This is a genomic window from Corynebacterium sp. HMSC074C11 (assembly GCF_001809455.1).
GTDB classification, from domain to species: domain Bacteria; phylum Actinomycetota; class Actinomycetes; order Mycobacteriales; family Mycobacteriaceae; genus Corynebacterium; species Corynebacterium amycolatum.
The window spans coordinates 88799-108717 of the sequence record NZ_KV797739.1 but is presented as its reverse complement, the minus strand read 5'-3'; the positions used below and the strand labels follow the sequence as shown (position 1 = coordinate 108717).

The window sequence follows — 19919 nt, the reverse complement described above, 5'->3', positions numbered from 1 at the left end:
CAGTATCAACGACTCTTCCTCACTTACTCCGCGCCTACTCCGCTCCTGTCGACGGAGTTGCGGATGCCGGTGACATTCGCTGCGAGATTACTCGAGTCACACCATCGCCCCGCATGGTCACACCGTAGAGCACATTCGCAACGTCCATTGTTGGCTTCTGGTGCGTAATGACAATCAGCTGACTGGTCGCGCGGAGTTCCTCGAGCAACGCAATAAGGCGACGCAGGTTAACGTCGTCAAGCGCTGCCTCCACCTCGTCGAGCACGTAAAACGGACTCGGGCGAGCGCGGAAAATAGCAACGAGCATTGCCAGCGCCGTCAGCGACTTCTCGCCGCCGGAGAGCAACGAGAGTCGCTTGACCTTTTTGCCCGGTGGGCGAGCTTCAACCTCGATACCTGTGGTTAGCAGGTTGTCAGGCTCAGTGAGAACCAGTCGTCCGTCACCGCCCGGGAAAAGCGTTTGGAAGACCGCGGGGAATTCTGCCTCGACATCGTTCCACGCGTCTGTGAAGAGCTGCAGAATCGTGGCATCGACTTCCTCGACAACATCGGTGAGGTCCTGGCGGGCCTTGAGGACATCATCGAGCTGCGTGGATAGGAAAGAGTAGCGCTCCTCCATCGCCTTATACTCCTCCAGCGCCAACGGGTTGACGCGGCCGAGCACACGCAGATCCTTCTCCGCCTGTTTGAGCTGCTTCGTCACGGCTGCGCGGTCAAAGTTCTCATCAGGAGCAAAGTCCGCGAGCAGGTCATCGACAGACAGCCCCAACTGGTCGACGATGCGCTCTGCAGCCTCGGTCACGCGGACCTGCGCCTGTGCACGGGCGATGTCTCCCTGGTGCGCGGAATCCGTTAGCTGTGCCAGCTCACGTTGCGCCCCATTTGCCTCCGTCCGTGCCGCCGATAGTGCCTGCGACACCGTCTTCTTCTGCGCCTCGGCATCGTCGCGATCGGCCTCTGCCCGCGCCAACGACACGTTGACCTTCGCATGCAAATCCTCAGCCAGCTCCGCGACGACTTCTGCCAATTCGCGCTGGGCAACCTTAGCCATCTGCGCCTGCTCATGGCGCGCCTTCGCTACGCGCTCCGACGCAGCCTGGCGACGAAGCCGCTCGGCCTTACCTCGTACACTCGACAGCCTCTCCTCTGCCGTACGCAGCGACAGACGCGCCTCTGTCTCCATGGCGCGCACTGCCGTCAGAGCCTCCGAGGCACGGTCACGTTCGCTTGTCGACGGTTCCCCCTCCTCGGGGTCACGGTCAACGCGAGCCAAGCGGTCCGCAACCTCCGCCAATTCCTTCTGGAGCTTCGTTACTCGGTCCACGGCTTCGGCTCCGCGCTGCTCAGCACGTTCGGCATCATGCACCACGCCGGACAGCTGCGCCGTGGCCCGAGTTCGGGCATCCGTGAGGACCTTCATACGACTCTGATGCTCACGCAGCGCAGCACGGGCGGCCGCAGCGTCAGTGCGGCGGTCCTCTTCTTCGGCCTGTGCACCGGAGAGCACACCACCGAGGTCACTCAAACGCACCTGCGCCTCCGCCAGCTCTTCGCGGGCCTTGGCAATGTCGGCGGCGATTTCCACACCTGATGCAGTGCCACCAGCACCGCCAGCTACCCAACCAGAGCCACGCAGCACACCATCGCGGTCAACAACGCGCAGTCGAGTATCCTGCGTCACCAGCTCACGGGCAACGAGTTCGTCGTCGCAGGCCACGACATCAACGAGCAGAGAGGTCAACGAACCCGAAAGCTTCGCGGGCACTGTCACATGGTCGAGCAGCCAGGATGCCTGTGCGGGCAAAGTGATGTCCAAGCGCCAGGAGTCGGATGCATCCGCAGAACTGATAACGACGGCACTGCCTTTGCCTGCAGCCACCAGCTCGTCGATAAGCGAATCTCCACTGCCCTCGCTGACTAGTGCTTCGGCGGCCGCGCCGAGGGCTGCGGTGAGCGCTTTTTCCCAGCCAGCGTCGACATCGATGACTTCAGAGAGAACGCCGAGCTCGTGCTTTTCGCGTAGCCACGCGGTGCCGTCGTTGGCAGCAGCGGTGCGGGCGGTCTCTAGAGCTTCGATGCGAGCGGACAAACCTGAGACGCTGCGCTCGAGGTCGCGCTCGTCAGCACGGAGTTCTTTCAACCGTGTAGAGGCCAGCTCTGCTTCCCGGTTAGCCTGTTCATAAACGCTCTGCAGCTCGGGACCTTCGAATTCGGCCTCGGCTAGTTCCTGTGCGGCGTTTTCCACGGCTTCGGTGGCATCGGCCCGGCGTTCGTCGGCCTCATTGGTTTGCTCGGCAAGGCGTGCAGCTTCGGCTTCGGCGGCTTCCAAGCGAGTGCGCAGAGATTCTTCGGCGGAAATGAGGCGAACCACTCCTTCGCGACGGTCGGCGATTGCGCGAACGGCCGCGAGGTGCTCGGCCTCTGCTTCGCGGAACGTTTCCTCGGCATCGAAAAGCGTTTCGCCGATTTCCTCCAGCTTTTCGCGAGCCTCTGCCTCTGCCTCTGCAAGCGTGGCTTCTTCGGTGGCGGCATCGTCGGCACGCTGCTCCAGGAAGTCCGGGTCCGGGCCTACCCACGGAGCGACGGAATGGTCGGCCGCGCGATCGGCGGCGATGCGGGCCGTCGCTTGAATACGCTCACCGAGTGCGGAGAGACGGAACCATAGGTCACGGGCAGCATCGGCAGCTGGAGTAATGTCCTCCAATTCGGCTTCGAGTTCTGCAGTGCGCTCAGCGGCAATCTCAGCACGCTCCGTGGCAGCTTCTACTTTTTCCTCAATGAGCTTGGCTTGACCAGCAATGTCATTGAGGCTGTCCTGCAAGTCCACGAAGTCCGCGGCAGCCAAACGCAACTTGGCATCGCGCAGGTCTGCCTGCACAGTCTGAGCGCGAGAGGCAGCCTCAGCCTGACGTTTTAGCGGCTTGAGTTGACGGGAAAGCTCACCTGTCAGGTCCTGCAGCCGGTCGAGATTGGCCTGCATCGACTGCAGTTTACGCTGCGCCTTTTCTTTGCGACGACGGTGTTTGAGCACGCCTGCGGCTTCTTCAATAAACGCACGACGCTCCTCTGGCCGAGACTCCAGAATCTGAGAAAGCCGGCCCTGGCCGACGATGATGTGCATCTCACGGCCAATGCCGGTGTCGCTGAGGAGTTCTTGGACGTCCATGAGGCGGACGCGAGAACCGTTGATTTCGTATTCGCTGGCGCCGTCGCGGTACATGCGACGCGTGACAGAGACTTCTTTATATTGAATGGGAAGTGCCCCATCGGAATTGTCGATGGTAAGAGTAACCTCCGCGCGCCCCAAGGGCTTTCGCCCGGAAGTACCCGCGAAGATGACATCTTCCATTTTGCCGCCACGGAGGGTCTTGGCGGAGTGCTCGCCCATAACCCACGCGAGGGCGTCGACAACATTCGACTTACCAGATCCATTCGGGCCGACAACTGCGCAGATGCCGGGCTCGAATTTCATCGTCGTCGCCGAAGCGAAGGATTTAAAGCCCTTCAGAGTCAGCGATTTCAAATACATGGGGCAATATCTTACCTGCAGTTGTGGACTGGAGCTGAATTAACCCAAGGACCCACTTGTTTTCACAGCCTCATTTACACAGCCTGGATTACACAGCCGCCTGCTTGGCCGACGTGTAGGCCGACTCACCGTGCTGAGCAACGTCGATACCAGAATGTTCCTGCTCGCCGTGGATACGCCAGCCGACGGTTACCTTCAGAACTCGGGCAATGATGTACGTCAGCACGCCCGAGAACACCGCTGCGATGACCGCAATAATGATCTGGATGGCGAACAATTTCAGGCCGTCGATGCCACCGCCGGTAAGCAGTCCGCGGTCGTTAGCCAGCAGGCCAACACCAATCGTTCCCCACATGGCTGCAACCAGATGCAGACCAACCACATCCAGGGTGTCATCGAAGTTGAACTTGTACTTTAAACCAACGCCCGAGCAAGCCAGCACACCGCCGATATAGCCCAGAATGATTGAAGTCACCGGGTTCATATCTCCTGCGGCCGGAGTAATAGTCACAAGCCCTGCGATGACCCCCGAAGCAGCACCCAGCGAGGTGGGATGTCCATCACGAAAACGCTCGAGTGAAATCCAGCCGAGCATGCCTAGGCACGCTGCCACCGTCGTATTTAGCCATGCCAGACCAGCGACACCGTCGGCAGCAAATGCCGAACCGCCGTTGAAGCCGAACCAGCCGAACCACAGCAGTGCAGCACCCAGCATGACGAGTGGCAGGTTATGCGGGCGATGCTGGCTGCCATCGATAGACTTGCGCTTGCCGACGATAATCGCCAGCACCAAAGCGGCGGTACCAGCAGCAATGTGCACAACCGTACCGCCAGCGAAGTCAATTGGAGCGATGGCAGCCTCGCCGTCAGCGGCCCCAAACAGTTTTCCCGAAAGGCTCTCTGCAGAGTGGCTCAGCAGACCACCACCCCAGACCATGTATGCCATTGGGAAGTACACCAGCGTTGTCCAGATACCGACGAAAATCAACCAGGTGGAGAACTTCACGCGTTCGGCCAGCGCGCCAGAAATCAGCGCTACAGAAATAGAGCAGAACGTGAGCTGAAATCCGATGTCGATGATGTTCGGGTAACCGTTTGCACCCGTAATATAGTTGCCGTCATCGTCCGTGATTGAGTTACGCAGTCCAAAGAACTCGAACGGGTTGGCAAATACACCACCGATTGGCTGCGACCCGTAGGACATCGACCAGCCCCACAGGACGTAAATGGCACCGACAACGCCGACAGCGCCAAAGCTCATCATCATCATGTTGAGCACCGACTTCTGTCGCGACATGCCGCCATAGAACAGCGCGAGCGCCGGTGTCATGAGCAAGACCAACGAAGCCGAGATCAGCATCCACGCTGAGTTTCCCGACTGTGCAATCACTTCTTCAGGCGTCATTTGTGCCTCCCCTGTCTGTCAGTAGGTAGTTATTAACTTAAACCACCCTGATTCCGTATTTGCGTAGTCTTTTTCTCACTTGCGTATTTTTCTAGCGCTCCGGGAGCTCTTTAGCGCCCCAATCAACTACCCCAAGACACGAAAAAATCCCCCGCCAACTGCGCAAAATCAATCACACAGAGCGAGGGATAAAACGTATTCGAATTTTTCGGTTTCCTACACCGACATGGGGGGGGGGAGGAAGACAGTTAGCACCCGCTTAACGACGGTCAAACGTGCTAAATGCCCCCTTCGGTTCCTGCCATAGGGGCACCACTGCCGTCACATTGCCTGGAGTATTCGGCCCCTCCAGCCAAGCGAGCAAACTCTCACAGTCTGCCCGTGGCCCTTCGGCAACAACTAACACCCGACCATCCGGATAGTTCTGGGCGTAACCAACCAACCCCAACTCCAGTGCCGTCGCGCGGGTGTACCAGCGAAAACCGACACCTTGAACGCGTCCGTGTACCCATGCGGTGAGGCGGACGTCGTTAAGCGGCATCGGACTCACGCACCGTCATCGGGTCGGAACCATCCCAGCACTCGATCTTGTCGTGACCGCGGAGGTTAGGCAGATCATCGCGGTGGAATACTGGATTAAGTCCCTTGGCCTTCTGCTCGGAATAGTTCTTCAACAGGGCGACTGCGACACCGCCTAGCGGCAGAATCGCGATGATATTGATGGTGGCCATGAGTGCGGAGAACGTATCTGCAAGCGACCAGACTAGCGGCACGGAACCGACAGCTCCGCCAATCACGCACAGGATAACCAGGACGCGCACGGTGTTCAAGACAGCCTTGCTCTTTGACAGGAACGGGATATTCGCCTCGGCGTAGTAGTAGTTACCCACCAGCGAGGAGAACGCGAGGAAGAAGATGATAACCGTGACCGCGTGGATGGCCCACGTACCCACCTGCGCCGACAGCGCAGCCTGAGTCAACGCGGTGCCCTCCGCATCGCCGCCGAAGGTCGGATCGGACAACAGGATGATAACTGCGGTGATGGTACAGACGACCCAGGTGTCGAAGTAGACACCCATCGTCTGGATTAGGCCCTGTTTGACCGGGTGCGACACCGACGCCGTAGCCGCCGCATTTGGTGTGGAACCCATACCGGCCTCGTTGGAGAACAGACCACGGCGAATACCCTGCATCATGGCGGTACCGACAGCGGCACCAGCAATCTCACGGATACCGAAGGCGTGCTCAAAAATCAGCTTGATCAGGCCCGGCACCTCGGTGATGTTGAGAGCCAAGACAATCAGGCCGAGGATAATGTAAGCCACGGCCATAATCGGCACGATGATCTGTGTCACCGCCGAAATACGCTGCACACCACCGAAGATGATGACGCCGACCAAGATTGCCAGCACAATGCCGACGCAGAATTTAAAGATCGGCGTTTCCTGACCAGTCGACTCAGCCACAGCCGCCGTGATTGAGTTGGACTGCACCGCATTGAACACAAAACCGTAGGTCACCGTGATCGCGATGACGAACAGCGACGCCATCCAGCGCCAGTTCTCTCCCAGCCCCTTGGTGATGTAGTACGCGGGCCCTCCTCGGTAAGAGTCCTTATCCCGCACCTTGTACAGCTGCGCCAGCGTCGACTCCACGAAGCTGGTAGCACCGCCAATCGCAGCGAGTAGCCACATCCAAAACACGGCACCTGGCCCACCCGTAGTGATTGCCACCGCCACACCTGCGACGTTACCGGTACCGACACGCGAGGCAGCAGAGATTGTGAAGGCCTTAAAGGCCGAGATGCCCTTGACCCCCTCGGAGATGTCAGACGGCTTTTCGGTAATTGCCTTGAACATCTCCGGGATGTACCGGAGCTGCACCACAATGGTCCGCCAACAGAAGTACAGGCCTGCACCGCTGAGTAGCAGAATCATGAACAGCCAGTACTTGTCATTCCAGGCGTTGACCCAATCGGTCGCTTGTTCCATGAAGCTCATAAGGGAATTCTAGCGCTGACAGGTGGGACACAGATAACTCGATCTATTCCCAAATGGCAGACGTACAATTGCGCGCCCACACCTCGAGCACGGCTCCCCCGCTTGGCCATAGGCGTTCAAGCTCCGCTCGAAATAGCCACTTTCGCCGTTGACATGTACATATAGTGCGTCAAAGCTCGTGCCGCCGGCCGCTAGCGCCCGCTGAAGTACCGCTTGGCCCTCCCGCAGAAGTTTCGCTAATCGACGGACCGAAAGGTCGCACGCCGGCACGCGACCATCAACCTTCGCCGCCCAAAGCATTTCGTCGGCATAAATGTTGCCGATGCCGGACACGATGTTCTGATTGAGCAATACCGCCTTGATTGGCGAACGCGACTTCATCATGCGGTGTGCAAGTGCAACCACATCGACAGTTGGCTCCAATAGATCGGGCGCGATCTTGGCTGCGGGTTCCGGAACAAAGCGACCGTGGTATTCGACCATTTCACAGGCCCAGACCCAACCAAAGGTGCGCTGATCGTTGAAGTTGATAAGGTGCCGAGCGCCGTCCGGCAGGGCTATGTCAAATGCGGCCCTGGTGTGGCGTCCGGGCAGCGTATCGGGCGTGTACGGAGCTTCCACACGCAATTGGCCGCTCATACCCAGGTGGATGGCAATTGCGGAGTCGTCGTCAAGCGTGAGCCACATGAACTTGCCGCGGCGATCCGTAGCGATAACCGTGCGCCCGCGCGTACGACCGATAAACTCTGCGGCACCACCGGGTTGGCGCCGCACGGCACGAGCGTTGTAGACGAAAGTATCCTCGATGCGGCCACCGACGACGTAAGCGTCGAGACCGCGGCGTACGGACTCGACTTCAGGAAGCTCGGGCATTATGCAAGTGCAGTATGCGCCTGATGCGCGGCGTGCATCTCGGCTTCCTTCTTCGTGGCGCCGGTACCGCTGCCCTTAACCACGCCGTCAACCAGCACGTCGACGTAGAAAGTTAGGTCATGGTCGGGGCCGGTGGTGCGCACGGTGTACTCAGCAGCCGGTAGTTGCTTGGCTGCCAGGCGCTCCTGCAACAGCGTCTTCCAGTCACGACCGCGAGACTCCGTCGGGGCATCGTCAATCATCTGGTTAAACAGGCGAAGAACGGTCTCGCGGGCAACCTCAAAGCCATGCTGCAGGTAAATGGCACCCAGCAGTGCCTCGGTGGTGTCAGCGAGAATTGAGTGCTTATCCGCGCCACCGGTGGCCTTCTCACCGCGACCGAGGAGAATGTGCTCCCCCAATCCGATACTGCGGGCCAGGTCAGCCAGCGCGTACATGTTCACGACACCTGCGCGCATCTTGGAAATATCCTGCTCAGCACGGTCCGGGAAGCGACGGTAGAGTTCTTCAGCAACGCACATGCCCAGCACGGCGTCGCCCAGGAACTCTAGACGCTCGTTATTGGTCAGCATGCCATTTTCATTTGCGAAACTGCGGTGGGTCAGAGCGAGCTTCAGGGACTCCTCTGGTAGTTCAACACCGAGTTTTTCCAGCAGCGGGGCGTGATCGACGGCCTCAAAGGCCGCCTTTCTAGCCGCTTCACCGGTTAGCCGACGCTTGCGGCTCATCCGTTATATCTCCTTTAAAGTCTTCGTCTAAGTCGTCGTCGATTACTTATCGTCCCCGAGCGAGCCAAACTTTTCCGCCAGGCCAGCCCAACGCGGATCAATACGCTCCTCTTCACCCGAGATGCCGTCTGGTTCCGGCACTTCCGAGTCCGACTCAGCACAGCTGGAATCGAAATCCAGACAGGTCGGATTGAAGGGCAGATTCAAGCCCGCCTCATCGATGACGGCTTGAGTGATATCCACCGTATTGTCGACGATCTGACCAACTTCGTCCTCAACGTCTTCTTCCTCGGCATCGTCGCCTGTGATGAAGTCCTCGTTGTTGGAAAAGACAGCCGAAATATGGAAGCTGAGCTCCGGATTCAGCGGGGCTAGGCAGCGCACGCACTCGCCGGTGGCCTTGGCAGTCACAGTCGCGTCAACCATGACACCACTGCCGAGGTTCGTGACAATGCCGTCAACGACAACCTCCTCGCCAGCGGCGATGCCAATCATCTCGACACCAACGCGGACTGGGCTATCGCCTACCTTGCGGAACTGCTCGGGCATGCCGCCCTGCAGACATGTCGAAACGTCCAGAACAAATGGGGATGAGTCAGTCATGATAGACCTCAGTCTACCCCGAAGATGCGCTAACGCTCGTACCGGCGGCGTTCCTGCCCCTCGGAGAAGGAAGACGGCGCGTTCTGCGCCCCTGCACCACCGCCGACGGCACCGGCCCCTGAACGCAGTACAGAGCGATTGCGACCGACATTGCGCAGGGTCTCCTGGAGGGTCTGCTCAAACTCGGCGAGCTTGGAGTCAACGTAACGGTCACACTCTTCGCGGAGGCGAGAGGAATCCGCGTGTGCGTCGGACAGCAGACGATTCGCTTCGTCGTTGGCCTCGCGGACGACCGTCGACTCAGCGACCAGGCGAGCCTGCTCCTCACGGCCTTCCGCAACGGAACGCTCGTAGGATTCGTTACCAGCGTGAATCAGGCGATCGGACTCGGCAGAAGCACGATCCACAATGTTGTCGTACTCGTGCTGAGCATCCTCGCGGAGACGACGAGCGTCGTCCTCAGCGGCCGCAACGGTGCCAGCCGCGTGAGCATTGGCATTCTCAACGGTGTGGTTAGCGCGGGCCTCTGCCTCGTCGACAATACGATGGGCTTCTTCATCCGCAGACGAAATGGTGTTGTTCGCCCGGGCTTCAGCATCGTTGATAATCTCATCCCGCTGGTCCAAGACATCCTGCGCGTCATCGAGCTCAGCCGGGAAAGCATCCCTCAGTTCATCGAGCAACTCGAGAACACGCTGGCGCGGGACCATACAATTGGCCGACAGTGGCACGCCGTGTGCCTCTTCTAGGATCTGGACCAGTTCATCAAGAGATTCGAAGACGCGAAACATGACTTACATGCTACTTCAGTCTGAGCTGCAGGGCGTGCAAGACAGGCTCAGGAACTAGGCCTTCCACCGAACCGCCGTACCGAACAACTTCCTTCATCAGTGTCGACGACACGTGACCGTACTTCGGATCAGCCTCCACAAAGAGAGTTTCAATGCCAGTCATGCGCCGATTCATCTGTGCCATAGGAGCCTCATACTCGTAGTCTGCTGCCGAGCGCAGTCCCTTGACCAGGCAGGTAATCCCCTGCGCGGAGGTGTAGTCCACCAACAGCTTCGACCAGGAGTCCACCCGCACATTGTCCAGGTGCTGCGTGCACTGCCGAATGAGGTCCATGCGCTCTTCGACGTTGAACATGCCCTGCTTATTCGGGTTGTGGGTAACCAACACGGTCAACTGACCGAATTGGCGCGCGGCACGCTCAATCACATCGAGGTGACCACAGGTCATGGGATCGTAGGAGCCGGGGCAGCATGCGTGAGTCATAGAGGTCAAACCACCTTTGGCCGTCGTAAAGCGTAAAGAAGAACGTTAAGCGTTGTGGATAGCGGTGTCGAAGCGCGCCAATCCATGAATGCGGCGCTTCAGCTTCTGCTGGAGCTGCTCATAGCCCTCCGGCCACTGCGTCTCGTCGTCATCGCGGTGACGCTCCACAGTCACTACCGCGCCCGGCGCGAGGAAGCTGCGCAGAGCCTCCAACATCTCTGTAACGGCCTCCCCCGCCAGCTCGTAGGGAGGATCAGCGATGACGCGGTCAAAAGGCTCGCCCGGCGCGCCCGCAAGGTACGATGACACTTTCATCGGAGACACGGCCACATCGGGATGCCCCACGGTGCGAATGTTCTTTTCAATGGCGGCAATGGCGTTCGGATCGTTTTCCACCAATACGACGGAACGCGCGCCACGGGAAGCCGCTTCCAAACCGAGCGCACCTGAGCCCGCGAACAAGTCGAGAACGCGAGTTCCCTCTAACCCAAAGCGTGTGGACCAGGATGAAAAGATGGCTTCTTTCGCGCGGTCACTGGTTGGCCGAGTGGTCTCTCCCTTGGGTGCGACTAGTCTGCGACCGCGCGCCTCACCTGCAATAATGCGGGTCATCTACTTCCCTTCGTGCGATGTGTTCTCGTTGCCGTTGTTCTGTGCCATCGTGCTGTGAGTTGCTGGCGTGATTCGTGCCAGCAGCTGACCACCTTCGACATCCACAAATTGATCTGCCGCCACCTCCGCGACCGTACCCGGGCAGGGCGCTAAAACCGGCGCTTCTAGCTTGACGGCCTCCACGACCGCAATGACCTGGCCAGTCGTCACCGAGTCTTTCTCGGCGACCTCCCAGCGGACTACTCCTGCAAAAGGTGCACAGACATTTACCATGCCCAACAGTCTACTTAGGTCTAACTAGGAGCGGTCCAAGTAGTTCGACTGCTCTTCATCAATATCGGAGATGAGCTCCCCCACAAGTCTCTCATCGCTGTCGAGGAGAGCCGTGGCGTCGTGCCGGGTGCGCTCGATGATCTCGCCGTCGGTGGTGAGGTCCACCAGACCGAGGCCAGTTGCCAGTCCCGATTGGTCATCACCGAGTAGATCACCAAAACTACGCGTGGCCAGGTCTAACTCCGCCAGTTGAATACCATCGGTGGTGGTGGCAATGCGTTCCAACCGGGTACGCTCCGGTGTCTGAGAATGCGTGTGTGTACACAGGAAACACAGTCCACCCCGGTCACCGCGGCCGACGCGACCGCGCAGCTGGTGAATCTGCGAGATACCGTAGCTCTCGGCGCGGCGAATCATCATGATCGTGGCCTCTGGTACATCCACGCCGACTTCGATAACTGTGGTGGACACCAGCACATCCAGCTGACCTCCGGCAAAAGCCTGCATCACGCGGTCTTTGTCCTCCGGTGCCATATTGCCGTGCAACTGACTGATACGTACACCGGGCAGTTTCTTCCTCGCTCGGTCGAACACCGCTTCCACAGACTCGTCGAGGAACTGTTCCTCATCGCGGGTAATACGAGGACAGACAATGAAGGCGCGGTTGCCCTTGGACACTTCTTCCCCAATGCGCTCCCAGGTTCGTGCCTCCCAGCGGGGTTTCTCCAGCGTCGGTACGACAAAGGATTGGATCTCCTGACGTCCCCGTGGCAATTCCGTCAACTGCGAAACTGCAAGGTCGCCAAAAATGGTCATCGCTACCGTGCGCGGAATCGGGGTTGCCGACATCACCAACAGATGCGGTGTCATTCCGCCCCGTCCCCTGCTGCGCAATTGATCGCGCTGGCGCACACCAAAGCGGTGCTGCTCATCGACGACCACCAACCCGAGATCGAAGAACTCCACGCCCTCACTGAGCAGGGCATGCGTGCCGACGACAATGTCCGCCTCCCCGTTGACTGCCTCCAACAGGGTTGCCCGGCGCTCCTTCGTCGACATCGAACCCGTCAGCAGTCGCACAGTCACTGCTACTCCGGCTTGCTCCAGCATCGCTGTCAGCGATCGGTAGTGCTGTTGGGCCAGGACTTCCGTCGGCGCCAGCATCGCGCACTGTCGGCTGGCATCGACTGCCTGCAGCATTCCCAGCAGGGCCACCACGGTCTTACCCGAGCCGACTTCACCTGCCAGCAGGCGGTTCATAGGGCTGGTCTGCGACATGTCGTGCGCAATATCGGCCGCGACCGCGACCTGACCGTCGGTAAGCGAAAACGGCAGTCCTCGGCGTAGCTCGTCGCGAAGCCCTCCGGTGACCTCCGTGCAGGCCGGAGCGGTGAGGCTCTCTTGAGTGCGTTTACGTGCACCAACGGCGAGTTGGAGCTCAAGCGCTTCGTCATACTTCAGCCGGGTGAGCGCAATGTCGGGGCCCGCGATGGAGGGAAAGTGTGCGCCACGCAGTGCGGAGTCGAAATCGGTAAGTCCCTCCGGTGTGGCGGGCAACGGGTCTGGCTGCAGCGGTAACCATTCGAGGATGCGCTGCATGAACAGAGCCAGGTGAATACCCGCTACTCCTTTGCGGCCACGGTAAATGGGCAGGTAAGGGCGAGTGAGAAGCCGCTGCATCTCCGCAATCCCCTTGGCCGTTTTCGTCAGTGTGGCCAGCTTGCCAGTGGCTGCGCCTACCGAACCATCGGCTTTGAGCACCATGCAGTCAACATTTTTCAGCTGCAGCTCATTGCGGAACTCGCTGAGTGTGCCAACAATGAGCAGACGCACACCGGGGTGCAGCATATTGCGCAGCCATTCGGCACCAAAAATCGCGGCCGGAAGAATGCGCACGCCGTCGCTGACATAGATTTTCAGTGGCTTGCGTCGGTCGGCGAAGGCGGGCGCTGGCGAGATGCTGTGCACCTCCACGACTGTGGTGATGGTGTCGCCAATGTCGGAAAATGACACATCTAAGCTCTTACCCTGCGCCACGTAGCGCTTTGGGAAATTCGTCAGTGCATCCGAGACGGTCTCCATACCGAAACCTGTGTGAAGTTTCTTCGCAATCTTTGGACCCACCACGATATTCAGGGGCGTGCGCGCATAATCCGAGCCGAGCCATCCGAGCATCGTGCTACTCGATTCCTATCTGCACCGGCTCATCGATGCCAGTTGCATCATAGGCTACGACCTCCACAGGCTTGTCCAGCCGCGCCCGCACTTGCTCTATGTCCACGTCCTCAGCTCCGCGCCCGAGCAGCAGAGTCACTAGTTCCCCGCCGCCAGCCAACAGGTCTGAGACGATCTCTGTGAGCGCGTCAGTCAAAGGCTTATCGACGTCCGCAGCGATTACAGCCGTTCGCGTGCCATTGGCAGCCTCGCCCATCGCGTACGCGGCAACCTCCAGCGGCAGCTCAGCCGAATGCACGGCCAAGGCCGCGAGGCCAGCCGGAATGGAGTCTGTAGAAACTACCGCGAGTGTCGGATTAGCCGCGGCAGCAGCGAATTCGATATCCGCCAATTCCTGGTCGCTGACTAGACCATTTGGCAGCAGGATTACCTCATCCGCACCCCGCATGGCAGTCAGTGCCTTGGTGACCACATTTTCAGCGAACTCCTGGTCGGCGATGGCTGCGCGATCTGTTGGAGTGGATGTGGGAGTCGGAGCGGGGGTCGGGCTGATAGCAATCGCTCCAGAGGAAGTGATGAGATCTTTCAGCGGACCGTCCGGCACTACCGCAATGAGGATGCGAGTGGACTCAGGTGTTGTCTCCGGTTCATCGAGCACCTCGATGCGGATGCCCTCCGGACGACCGAAGTCAAGTGCCGCTTCGATAACTGCGCCCGGCTCCACTGTGTGGATATGCACCATGTACTGTGCGGTCTCCGCATTACCAGCGTCACCTGCGATGATGAGCGAGTTTCCCAGCGGGTTTAACCGCTCTCGCAGTGTCTCCACCGCCTGGGTATCCGCCAAGGAAATCAGGTACATGACCTCCATCTCAACGGTGGCTACGTGCGGCGCGTCGACATGTAAATCAACCGGTGCGGCTGCGCGGCCGCTGACTTCGTCGGCAAGCGCGTCGAGCAGAATAACCAACCCCACGCCGCCGGCGTCGACCACACCCGCCTGCTGCAGTGCCGGGAGCTGGCTGGGGGTTTTCGCCAGCGCATCGCGAGCGGCATCTGCAATCGTGTCGGCGAGCTCCTCAATTGAGTCGCCCTCAAATTCCTCCGCGACAATCGCGGCGTGACGCAGGACTGTCAGAATCGTGCCCTCCACCGGATTGGCAATCGCCTGGGAGACATGTTGTACAGCTAGCTTTAGCGAGTGCTGCACCGACTCAACACCAATGCCGCTACCGGAAGCTGCCTCAGCCACCGCACGAAAAACCTGCGAGAGCACAGTGCCCGAATTACCGCGGGCACCACGCACCGCACCGGCAGCCAGCGCCGCGGTGACTGCGCGAACATCGGAAGCGTCTGCCTTTTGCGCTTCCTCATACGCCGAACTCAACGTCGCGAGCATATTCGACCCGGTATCGGAATCCGGTACTGGGAAGACATTGAGACTGTTGATCTCATCGCGGCGGGATTGAAGCGCATCAATACCCCGGGCAACCCAGCCGACAATCGCGGCAGAACCAATCTGCGAAGACATGAATTCCTATTCTAGCGTCCAGTCGATAGGGGTAGCTCCCTGACGAATCAGCGACTCATTGGCCCGGCTGAACGGGCGCGACCCGAAGAACCCACGGGATGCCGACAGCGGTGACGGGTGCGGCGAACAGATGCAGTCCACGCCCGGGAGCCAACGCTGCAAACTCTGCGCATCGCGTCCCCACAGAATTGCCACGAGAGGCTTGTCCCGAGCGACCAATGCTTTGATGGCATGCTCCGTGATTGCCTCCCAGCCCTTACCACGGTGCGAGGCAGCAGCACCCGGGCGCACGGTCAGCACACGGTTGAACAGAGCTACGCCCTGCCTACTCCACGGAGTGAGGTCACCGTTGGAGGGAGTCGGGAGCCCCAGGTCGGAGGAGTACTCCTTAAAAATATTCGCCAACGACCGCGGTACCGGCTTCACATCCGGTTGGACCGAGAAGCTGAGCCCCATCGCGTGCCCCGGGGTCGGATACGGGTCCTGGCCGATGATGAGCACCTTGACCTCATCGAATGGGTAAGTGAAGGCGCGCAGCACATCGGTGCCCGCGGGCAGGTAGCCGTAGCCGGCCGCGTTTTCCTCGCGCAGGAACTGCCCCATCCGGTGGATATCATCGGCCACTGGCTCCAGCGCTTTCTGCCACCCTTCTTCGACCGGCAACGGATCCATGTCATGCAGCCTTTCTTCTCAAAACCTCGTCGAACTCTTAAAAGGAAACCCAACCGGCATCGCGGGCAGGGGGTTTGCCGTCGATAAGCACCGAATCGAACTTTTCCTTCGACACCGTGCCGATAGCGCGGAATCCCGTCGGAGGCTCCCCCGGTGTCGAACCAATCAGTGTGTGGTCCTCCCCGCCGGTGAGCACCCACTCCCATGGATCGACGGCGAGGTATTCGCCAGCGGCAATCTGCAACTCATCGGGCGCAATCGCACTGCTGTCAACTTCCAAAGTAACCCTGGAGGCCTGCGCAATAGCGCGGAGATCCACCACCAGTCCATCGGAATTGTCCGTCAGTGAACGCACTCCTGTGGCTCGCGCCGTGGCCCCCCTGCGGGATTCAAATTCGGGCGTACAGTGTGCTGCCACCAGCTGCGCAAACTCACTTGGAACCTTTGCCGGGCTTCCGCAGTGCTGCAGCAGCGCAAGGCCCGCTGCAGAGTAGCCGATGCGCCCCGACGCAATCACCGTATCCCCCGCGCGTGCCGCTGAGCGCAGCAGCGGCCGCCCCAGCCCACCGAGTTCGCCCATCGCAGTGATGGAAATCACCAGAGAATCTCCGCTGACCATGTCACCACCGACGAGCTCCGCGGGACATTGCTTGCCTTCCTGCCACAACCCCTCGGCGATACCGGTGACCACGCTCACCGGAGTATGCAACGGTGCTGAGATGGCGAAAAGCATTGCCGTTGGACGTGCACCCATCGATTCGATGTCGGCGAAATTCTGTACCGCGGCCTTAGCTCCAACTTGCTGAGGTGTCGACCAGTCCAGGCGGAAGTGGCGCCCTTCCACCAGCATGTCAGTGGAGGTGACAAAGCGGGCGTTGGGGGTTGTCTGCGTCAAGACGGCGGCATCGTCGCCATTGCGTGCCGACGGGGCGATAGCCCGAATAGCCTCAATGACCCCAAACTCGCCAATATCGCCAATGGTCAATTCAGTCACAGTGTCGAGTCACATTCCTAATAGTCGATGGTTAACCGTTAATAACGGAACCCGTCTCGGCATTGCCCCCAACCAATTGGAGTTGGTACCGGACAACGTAGAATCAGGCCCATGGTAGACGCACCCCGATCGGGAGAAACAGTTCAGTCCAAGGGTAGCCGGACACGCGCGGGCATCGCACTCGCTATCGCCATTATCTCTATCCTCGGCATCATTTTTGCCGCAAAGATTTACCAGGATAGTCAGGCGGCGAAACCAGTCGCGATTTCCAACCCGGAGCTCCCCGCCAATGACTCGCCTGAGTGTGCGGAACTGCTCGACCGACTGCCAGAACGCGCCGCAGGTCTGGTTCGCGCCGAAATTGCAGAGCCGGCTCCAGAAGGTGCCGCTGTGTACCGAAACTTGGAACAAGACCGCATCACGCTGCGCTGTGGCGCGAACGTACCTAACCAGTACAACGAACTGGCCAAGACCGAAGAGGTCAAGGGCATTTCGTGGCTGCGCGTTGTCGACAGTACCGACGAATCTTTGGCGACTTGGTTCACCGTCGGCCGTGAGCCAGTGGTTGCGATTACCGCCGAAGGAAATGCAAAGGCGGACGACGCACTGCGTGATCTCGCCGAGGCGCTGCTCCCGGATTCCGAGTACAAGAACAAACCGGAGCGCGGCGGTGTCCCGCTGGCAGAATTGGCAGCTCCGGAAGCTGATAAGCGCTGTAGCGGCTTGGAAGCTGCCCTCCCCCGCGATCTCGGCAACCGTCACCGTCTGAGCGCAGCGGAAATGCCGGCTGACATGCCGAAGGACATGGTCATTTGGGGCGGTACCCCAGCCGATCCGGTGGTGCTGCGCTGTGGTGTCGACGAGCCGGCTGGCTACAGCACCACCACGCAGCAGCTAACACAGGTTGGTGACATTGTCTGGTTCAACGAACCAACGCTGTCCTCCGGTACCTCCGCCACCTGGTACGCCATGGGGCGTGAACGCTTCGTCGCCGTTGAAATGCCAATGTCGGAGGCCAGCTCTCTGATGCCGGTGCTCTCCTCGGTCATCGCTGACAACCTGGAGAACATCTCGCCGAGCGAAGAGAAGTAAGAACCAGCTTTTATCGACGAGCTACCAGCGCCCGCTCAATCAGGGCGCTGAGCAGCTCCTCGTAGGCAACACCTGAGGCCGCAAACATCTGCGGGTACATCGAAATCGGGGTGAAACCCGGCATGGTGTTGACCTCATTGATAATCGGGCCATTATCCGTGACAAAGAAGTCCACGCGAGTCAGACCATCAGAGCCCAGTGCCCTGAACGCCCGACGAGCATCCTTCTCCAGCGCCTTCAAAACATCCTCTGGCAGCTCAGCCGGAATCTGCGCCGAAACGATGTCATCCAAGTACTTGGTCTCAAAACCGTAGAAGCCCTCGTCGGAGTCCTCCGTGCCACGCAGCAAGGACGGAACCGATACCTGCAGGCTGCCGTCAGCGCGCTGCAACACGCCAATCTCCACCTCGGCACCGTCTACACCGGCCTCTACGATGACCTTCCAGTCATGCTCTCGGGCCAGCTCTACCGCCGCATCCAGATTCGCCCAATCATCGACGCGGGAGATACCAATCGACGATCCGCCACGGGCAGGTTTGACGAACACCGGCAGGCCAAGGGTCTCCTTGTCCTCGTCGGAAAGCGACTCGCCAACGTGCAAAACGACCTGCTTGCCGATAGGAAGCCCCGCTGCCTGCAGGAGATTCTTCGTGCGTTCCTTATCCATACCCGCCGCGGAAGCGAGCACGCCCGGGCCGACGTAAGCAATGCCGGAAAGCTCAAAGAGCCCCTGGATTGTGCCATCCTCGCCGTGCGGACCGTGGAGAACAGGGAAGATGACGTCGACAGTGTCGAAAACCTCGCCGGCGCGATCACCGGTGACATAGCGGAACTCACCGCGGCGTGACGGCGAGGTGCTCAGCGCAACTTCCTCGCCTGGGATGACCTCCGGCATCGTACGCCCCTGCGTGCGCAGCGTGTCCGTCTCACGCGTGCCGACGGTCCAGACACCATCCTTGGTAATACCAATGGGAACCACTCGGAAGCGGTTCTCATCCAGGTGATCCATAATTGCGCCAGCTGAGACACAGGAGACACTGTGTTCAGGGCTTGCGCCGCCGTAGATAACGGCGACGGAAATGCGATCTGCAGACGAGCTATTCGACGAAGTCATGGTGACTAAGTTTAGCCCCGCCCCTGCATTATTGGTTATTCCGACTTGCGGCTGCGCCCCATCAGCTTACGAATTGTCTCATCGACCTTCGCGCCTTCGTGGCAGACAGCGTAAACGGCCTCAGTAATTGGCATTTCCACGCCATTGCGGCGAGCGAGGTCACGGACCGAGATTGAAGAAATCACACCCTCAGCCACCTGACCACGCGTAGCGTGCTGCGCCTGCTCCATCGTGTCACCGCGACCGAGACGGTCACCGAAGGTGCGGTTACGCGACAGTGGTGAGGAACAGGTGGCCACCAAGTCGCCGAGACCGGCTAGACCCGCGAAGGTCTTATCCTCTGCGCCAACCGCGTCGCCCAAACGTGTGATTTCCGCCAGACCACGGGTGATGATGGTTGCCAACGTGTTCTCACCCAAGCCCTGCCCAGAGGCCATACCGCAGGCCAACGCAATGACGTTCTTGCAGGCACCGCCGATTTCGCAGCCGATCACATCGGTGTTGGTGTAGGGACGGAAGTAATTAGTGGCGACTGCCGCCTGAATCATCTTGGCGTTGTTCTCATCAGCGCAAGCAATGACCGTTGCCGCTGGCTGCTCCATCGCAACTTCGCGGGCGAGGTTCGGGCCCGATAGCACCGCAATACGCTCTGCTGGCAGGTCTGTGACCTCAGCGATGACCTCACTCATGCGCAGATGTGTCTCACGCTCCACGCCCTTCGCCAGGCTGAGCAGAATCGTCTCCGGTCCGATGAAGTCCTTCCAGACCTTGAGATTGTCACGCAGGGTCTGCGAGGGCACGCCCAGCACCACCACATCCGCGCCCTTCAGCGCGGCCTCTGCATCCGAGGTGGCTTCAATGTTTCGCGGCAGTCCCAGCCCAGGTAGGTAGTCGTGGTTTTCGCGGCTGATCTGAATACGCTGTGCCTGCTCTGCACGTCGCGACCACAGCCGTACAGGATTGCCCGCATCAGCAAAAACCTTGGCGAGCATCGTGCCCCACGACCCCGCGCCCATCACTGAAACCTGCACCATCGCCGCGAC

The 19919-nt window shown here is 59.8% G+C and carries 18 protein-coding genes; 1 reads left to right on the top strand and 17 read right to left on the bottom strand.

Annotation, left to right across the window (positions count from 1 at the left end; translation table 11 throughout):
* Positions 1-34 precede the first annotated feature (34 nt).
* The 15 genes from smc to HMPREF2614_RS08050 form a co-directional block, all read right to left on the bottom strand.
* Positions 35-3529, bottom strand: coding sequence for a chromosome segregation protein SMC (gene smc, locus HMPREF2614_RS08115; protein WP_038628636.1), 3495 nt, complete (start codon positions 3527-3529; stop codon positions 35-37).
* Positions 3530-3617: 88 nt separating this feature from the next.
* Positions 3618-4934 carry an ammonium transporter gene (locus HMPREF2614_RS08110; protein ID WP_070560644.1) on the bottom strand — a complete coding sequence of 439 codons (1317 nt, stop codon included), beginning with the start codon at positions 4932-4934 and terminating at the stop codon, positions 3618-3620.
* 259 nt (positions 4935-5193) lie between these two features.
* Entirely contained in the window at positions 5194-5475 is a 282-nt protein-coding gene (locus tag HMPREF2614_RS10935; protein ID WP_081914014.1) for an acylphosphatase, read from the bottom strand.
* On the bottom strand, positions 5465-6925 hold the full coding sequence (locus tag HMPREF2614_RS08105; RefSeq protein ID WP_038629544.1) for an alanine/glycine:cation symporter family protein: 1461 nt from the start codon (positions 6923-6925) through the stop codon (positions 5465-5467). Before HMPREF2614_RS08105 ends, HMPREF2614_RS10935 begins: the two co-directional genes overlap by 11 nt.
* 18 nt (positions 6926-6943) lie before the next feature.
* Entirely contained in the window at positions 6944-7807 is an 864-nt protein-coding gene (mutM, locus tag HMPREF2614_RS08100; protein WP_038628632.1) for a bifunctional DNA-formamidopyrimidine glycosylase/DNA-(apurinic or apyrimidinic site) lyase, read from the bottom strand.
* Positions 7807-8535, bottom strand: a complete 729-nt coding sequence (gene rnc, locus HMPREF2614_RS08095; RefSeq protein WP_038628630.1) for a ribonuclease III — start codon at positions 8533-8535, stop codon at positions 7807-7809. Before rnc ends, mutM begins: the two co-directional genes overlap by 1 nt.
* A gap of 42 nt (positions 8536-8577) precedes the next feature.
* On the bottom strand, positions 8578-9138 hold the full coding sequence (locus tag HMPREF2614_RS08090; protein ID WP_038628628.1) for a YceD family protein: 561 nt from the start codon (positions 9136-9138) through the stop codon (positions 8578-8580).
* Positions 9139-9167: 29 nt separating this feature from the next.
* Complete coding sequence (locus HMPREF2614_RS08085; RefSeq protein WP_038628626.1) at positions 9168-9929, bottom strand: SPFH domain-containing protein; 762 nt, start codon at positions 9927-9929, stop codon at positions 9168-9170.
* Positions 9930-9939: 10 nt separating this feature from the next.
* Positions 9940-10413, bottom strand: coding sequence for a pantetheine-phosphate adenylyltransferase (coaD, locus tag HMPREF2614_RS08080; protein ID WP_038628624.1), 474 nt, complete (start codon positions 10411-10413; stop codon positions 9940-9942).
* Positions 10414-10458: 45 nt separating this feature from the next.
* On the bottom strand, positions 10459-11025 hold the full coding sequence (gene rsmD, locus HMPREF2614_RS08075) for a 16S rRNA (guanine(966)-N(2))-methyltransferase RsmD (protein WP_038628622.1): 567 nt from the start codon (positions 11023-11025) through the stop codon (positions 10459-10461).
* Entirely contained in the window at positions 11026-11298 is a 273-nt protein-coding gene (locus HMPREF2614_RS08070) for an acyl-CoA carboxylase biotin carboxyl carrier protein subunit (RefSeq protein WP_005509454.1), read from the bottom strand. It abuts the gene before it with no gap.
* A 24-nt stretch (positions 11299-11322) separates the two neighbouring features.
* Entirely contained in the window at positions 11323-13473 is a 2151-nt protein-coding gene (locus HMPREF2614_RS08065; protein ID WP_038628621.1) for an ATP-dependent DNA helicase RecG, read from the bottom strand.
* Between the two features lie 4 nt (positions 13474-13477).
* The gene (locus HMPREF2614_RS08060) at positions 13478-15004 is read right to left on the bottom strand and encodes a DAK2 domain-containing protein (protein WP_038628619.1); all 1527 of its coding nucleotides are present in this window, start codon (positions 15002-15004) and stop codon (positions 13478-13480) included.
* 6 nt (positions 15005-15010) lie between these two features.
* Positions 15011-15676: a uracil-DNA glycosylase gene (locus tag HMPREF2614_RS08055; protein ID WP_038628617.1), complete on the bottom strand. Its 666-nt coding sequence runs from the start codon at positions 15674-15676 to the stop codon at positions 15011-15013.
* 37 nt (positions 15677-15713) lie between these two features.
* On the bottom strand, positions 15714-16670 hold the full coding sequence (locus tag HMPREF2614_RS08050; RefSeq protein ID WP_070560643.1) for a thiamine-phosphate kinase: 957 nt from the start codon (positions 16668-16670) through the stop codon (positions 15714-15716).
* 111 nt (positions 16671-16781) lie between these two features.
* On the opposite strand from HMPREF2614_RS08050, the gene HMPREF2614_RS08045 reads away from it, so the two are divergent.
* Positions 16782-17762 carry a DUF3515 domain-containing protein gene (locus HMPREF2614_RS08045; protein WP_038628613.1) on the top strand — a complete coding sequence of 327 codons (981 nt, stop codon included), beginning with the start codon at positions 16782-16784 and terminating at the stop codon, positions 17760-17762.
* A 10-nt stretch (positions 17763-17772) separates the two neighbouring features.
* On the opposite strand, the gene HMPREF2614_RS08040 is transcribed toward HMPREF2614_RS08045, so the two are convergent.
* Together HMPREF2614_RS08040 and HMPREF2614_RS08035 are read right to left on the bottom strand one after the other, a co-directional pair.
* The gene (locus tag HMPREF2614_RS08040; RefSeq protein WP_038628611.1) at positions 17773-18876 is read right to left on the bottom strand and encodes a D-alanine--D-alanine ligase family protein; all 1104 of its coding nucleotides are present in this window, start codon (positions 18874-18876) and stop codon (positions 17773-17775) included.
* Positions 18877-18911: 35 nt separating this feature from the next.
* A complete protein-coding gene (locus HMPREF2614_RS08035; RefSeq protein ID WP_070560642.1) occupies positions 18912-19910 on the bottom strand; it encodes an NAD(P)H-dependent glycerol-3-phosphate dehydrogenase in 999 nt (332 codons plus the stop codon).
* Positions 19911-19919 lie beyond the last annotated feature (9 nt).

Excerpts from the sequence above, each read along its gene's own strand:
- mutM (WP_038628632.1), bottom strand. The coding sequence starts at position 7,807 with ATGCCCGAGCTTCCTGAAGTCGAGTCCGTACGCCGCGGTCTCGACGCT.
- HMPREF2614_RS08060 (WP_038628619.1), bottom strand. The coding sequence starts at position 15,004 with ATGTCTTCGCAGATTGGTTCTGCCGCGATTGTCGGCTGGGTTGCCCGG.
- HMPREF2614_RS08085 (WP_038628626.1), bottom strand. The coding sequence starts at position 9,929 with ATGTTTCGCGTCTTCGAATCTCTTGATGAACTGGTCCAGATCCTAGAA.
- smc (WP_038628636.1), bottom strand. The coding sequence starts at position 3,529 with ATGTATTTGAAATCGCTGACTCTGAAGGGCTTTAAATCCTTCGCTTCG.
- HMPREF2614_RS08045 (WP_038628613.1), top strand. The coding sequence starts at position 16,782 with ATGGTAGACGCACCCCGATCGGGAGAAACAGTTCAGTCCAAGGGTAGC.
- rnc (WP_038628630.1), bottom strand. The coding sequence starts at position 8,535 with ATGAGCCGCAAGCGTCGGCTAACCGGTGAAGCGGCTAGAAAGGCGGCC.
- HMPREF2614_RS08065 (WP_038628621.1), bottom strand. The coding sequence starts at position 13,473 with ATGCTCGGATGGCTCGGCTCGGATTATGCGCGCACGCCCCTGAATATC.
- coaD (WP_038628624.1), bottom strand. The coding sequence starts at position 10,413 with ATGACTCACGCATGCTGCCCCGGCTCCTACGATCCCATGACCTGTGGT.
- HMPREF2614_RS10935 (WP_081914014.1), bottom strand. The coding sequence starts at position 5,475 with ATGCCGCTTAACGACGTCCGCCTCACCGCATGGGTACACGGACGCGTT.
- HMPREF2614_RS08105 (WP_038629544.1), bottom strand. The coding sequence starts at position 6,925 with ATGGAACAAGCGACCGATTGGGTCAACGCCTGGAATGACAAGTACTGG.
- HMPREF2614_RS08110 (WP_070560644.1), bottom strand. The coding sequence starts at position 4,934 with ATGACGCCTGAAGAAGTGATTGCACAGTCGGGAAACTCAGCGTGGATG.
- rsmD (WP_038628622.1), bottom strand. The coding sequence starts at position 11,025 with ATGACCCGCATTATTGCAGGTGAGGCGCGCGGTCGCAGACTAGTCGCA.
- HMPREF2614_RS08035 (WP_070560642.1), bottom strand. The coding sequence starts at position 19,910 with ATGGTGCAGGTTTCAGTGATGGGCGCGGGGTCGTGGGGCACGATGCTC.
- HMPREF2614_RS08055 (WP_038628617.1), bottom strand. The coding sequence starts at position 15,676 with ATGGATCCGTTGCCGGTCGAAGAAGGGTGGCAGAAAGCGCTGGAGCCA.
- HMPREF2614_RS08090 (WP_038628628.1), bottom strand. The coding sequence starts at position 9,138 with ATGACTGACTCATCCCCATTTGTTCTGGACGTTTCGACATGTCTGCAG.
- HMPREF2614_RS08070 (WP_005509454.1), bottom strand. The coding sequence starts at position 11,298 with ATGGTAAATGTCTGTGCACCTTTTGCAGGAGTAGTCCGCTGGGAGGTC.
- HMPREF2614_RS08040 (WP_038628611.1), bottom strand. The coding sequence starts at position 18,876 with ATGACTTCGTCGAATAGCTCGTCTGCAGATCGCATTTCCGTCGCCGTT.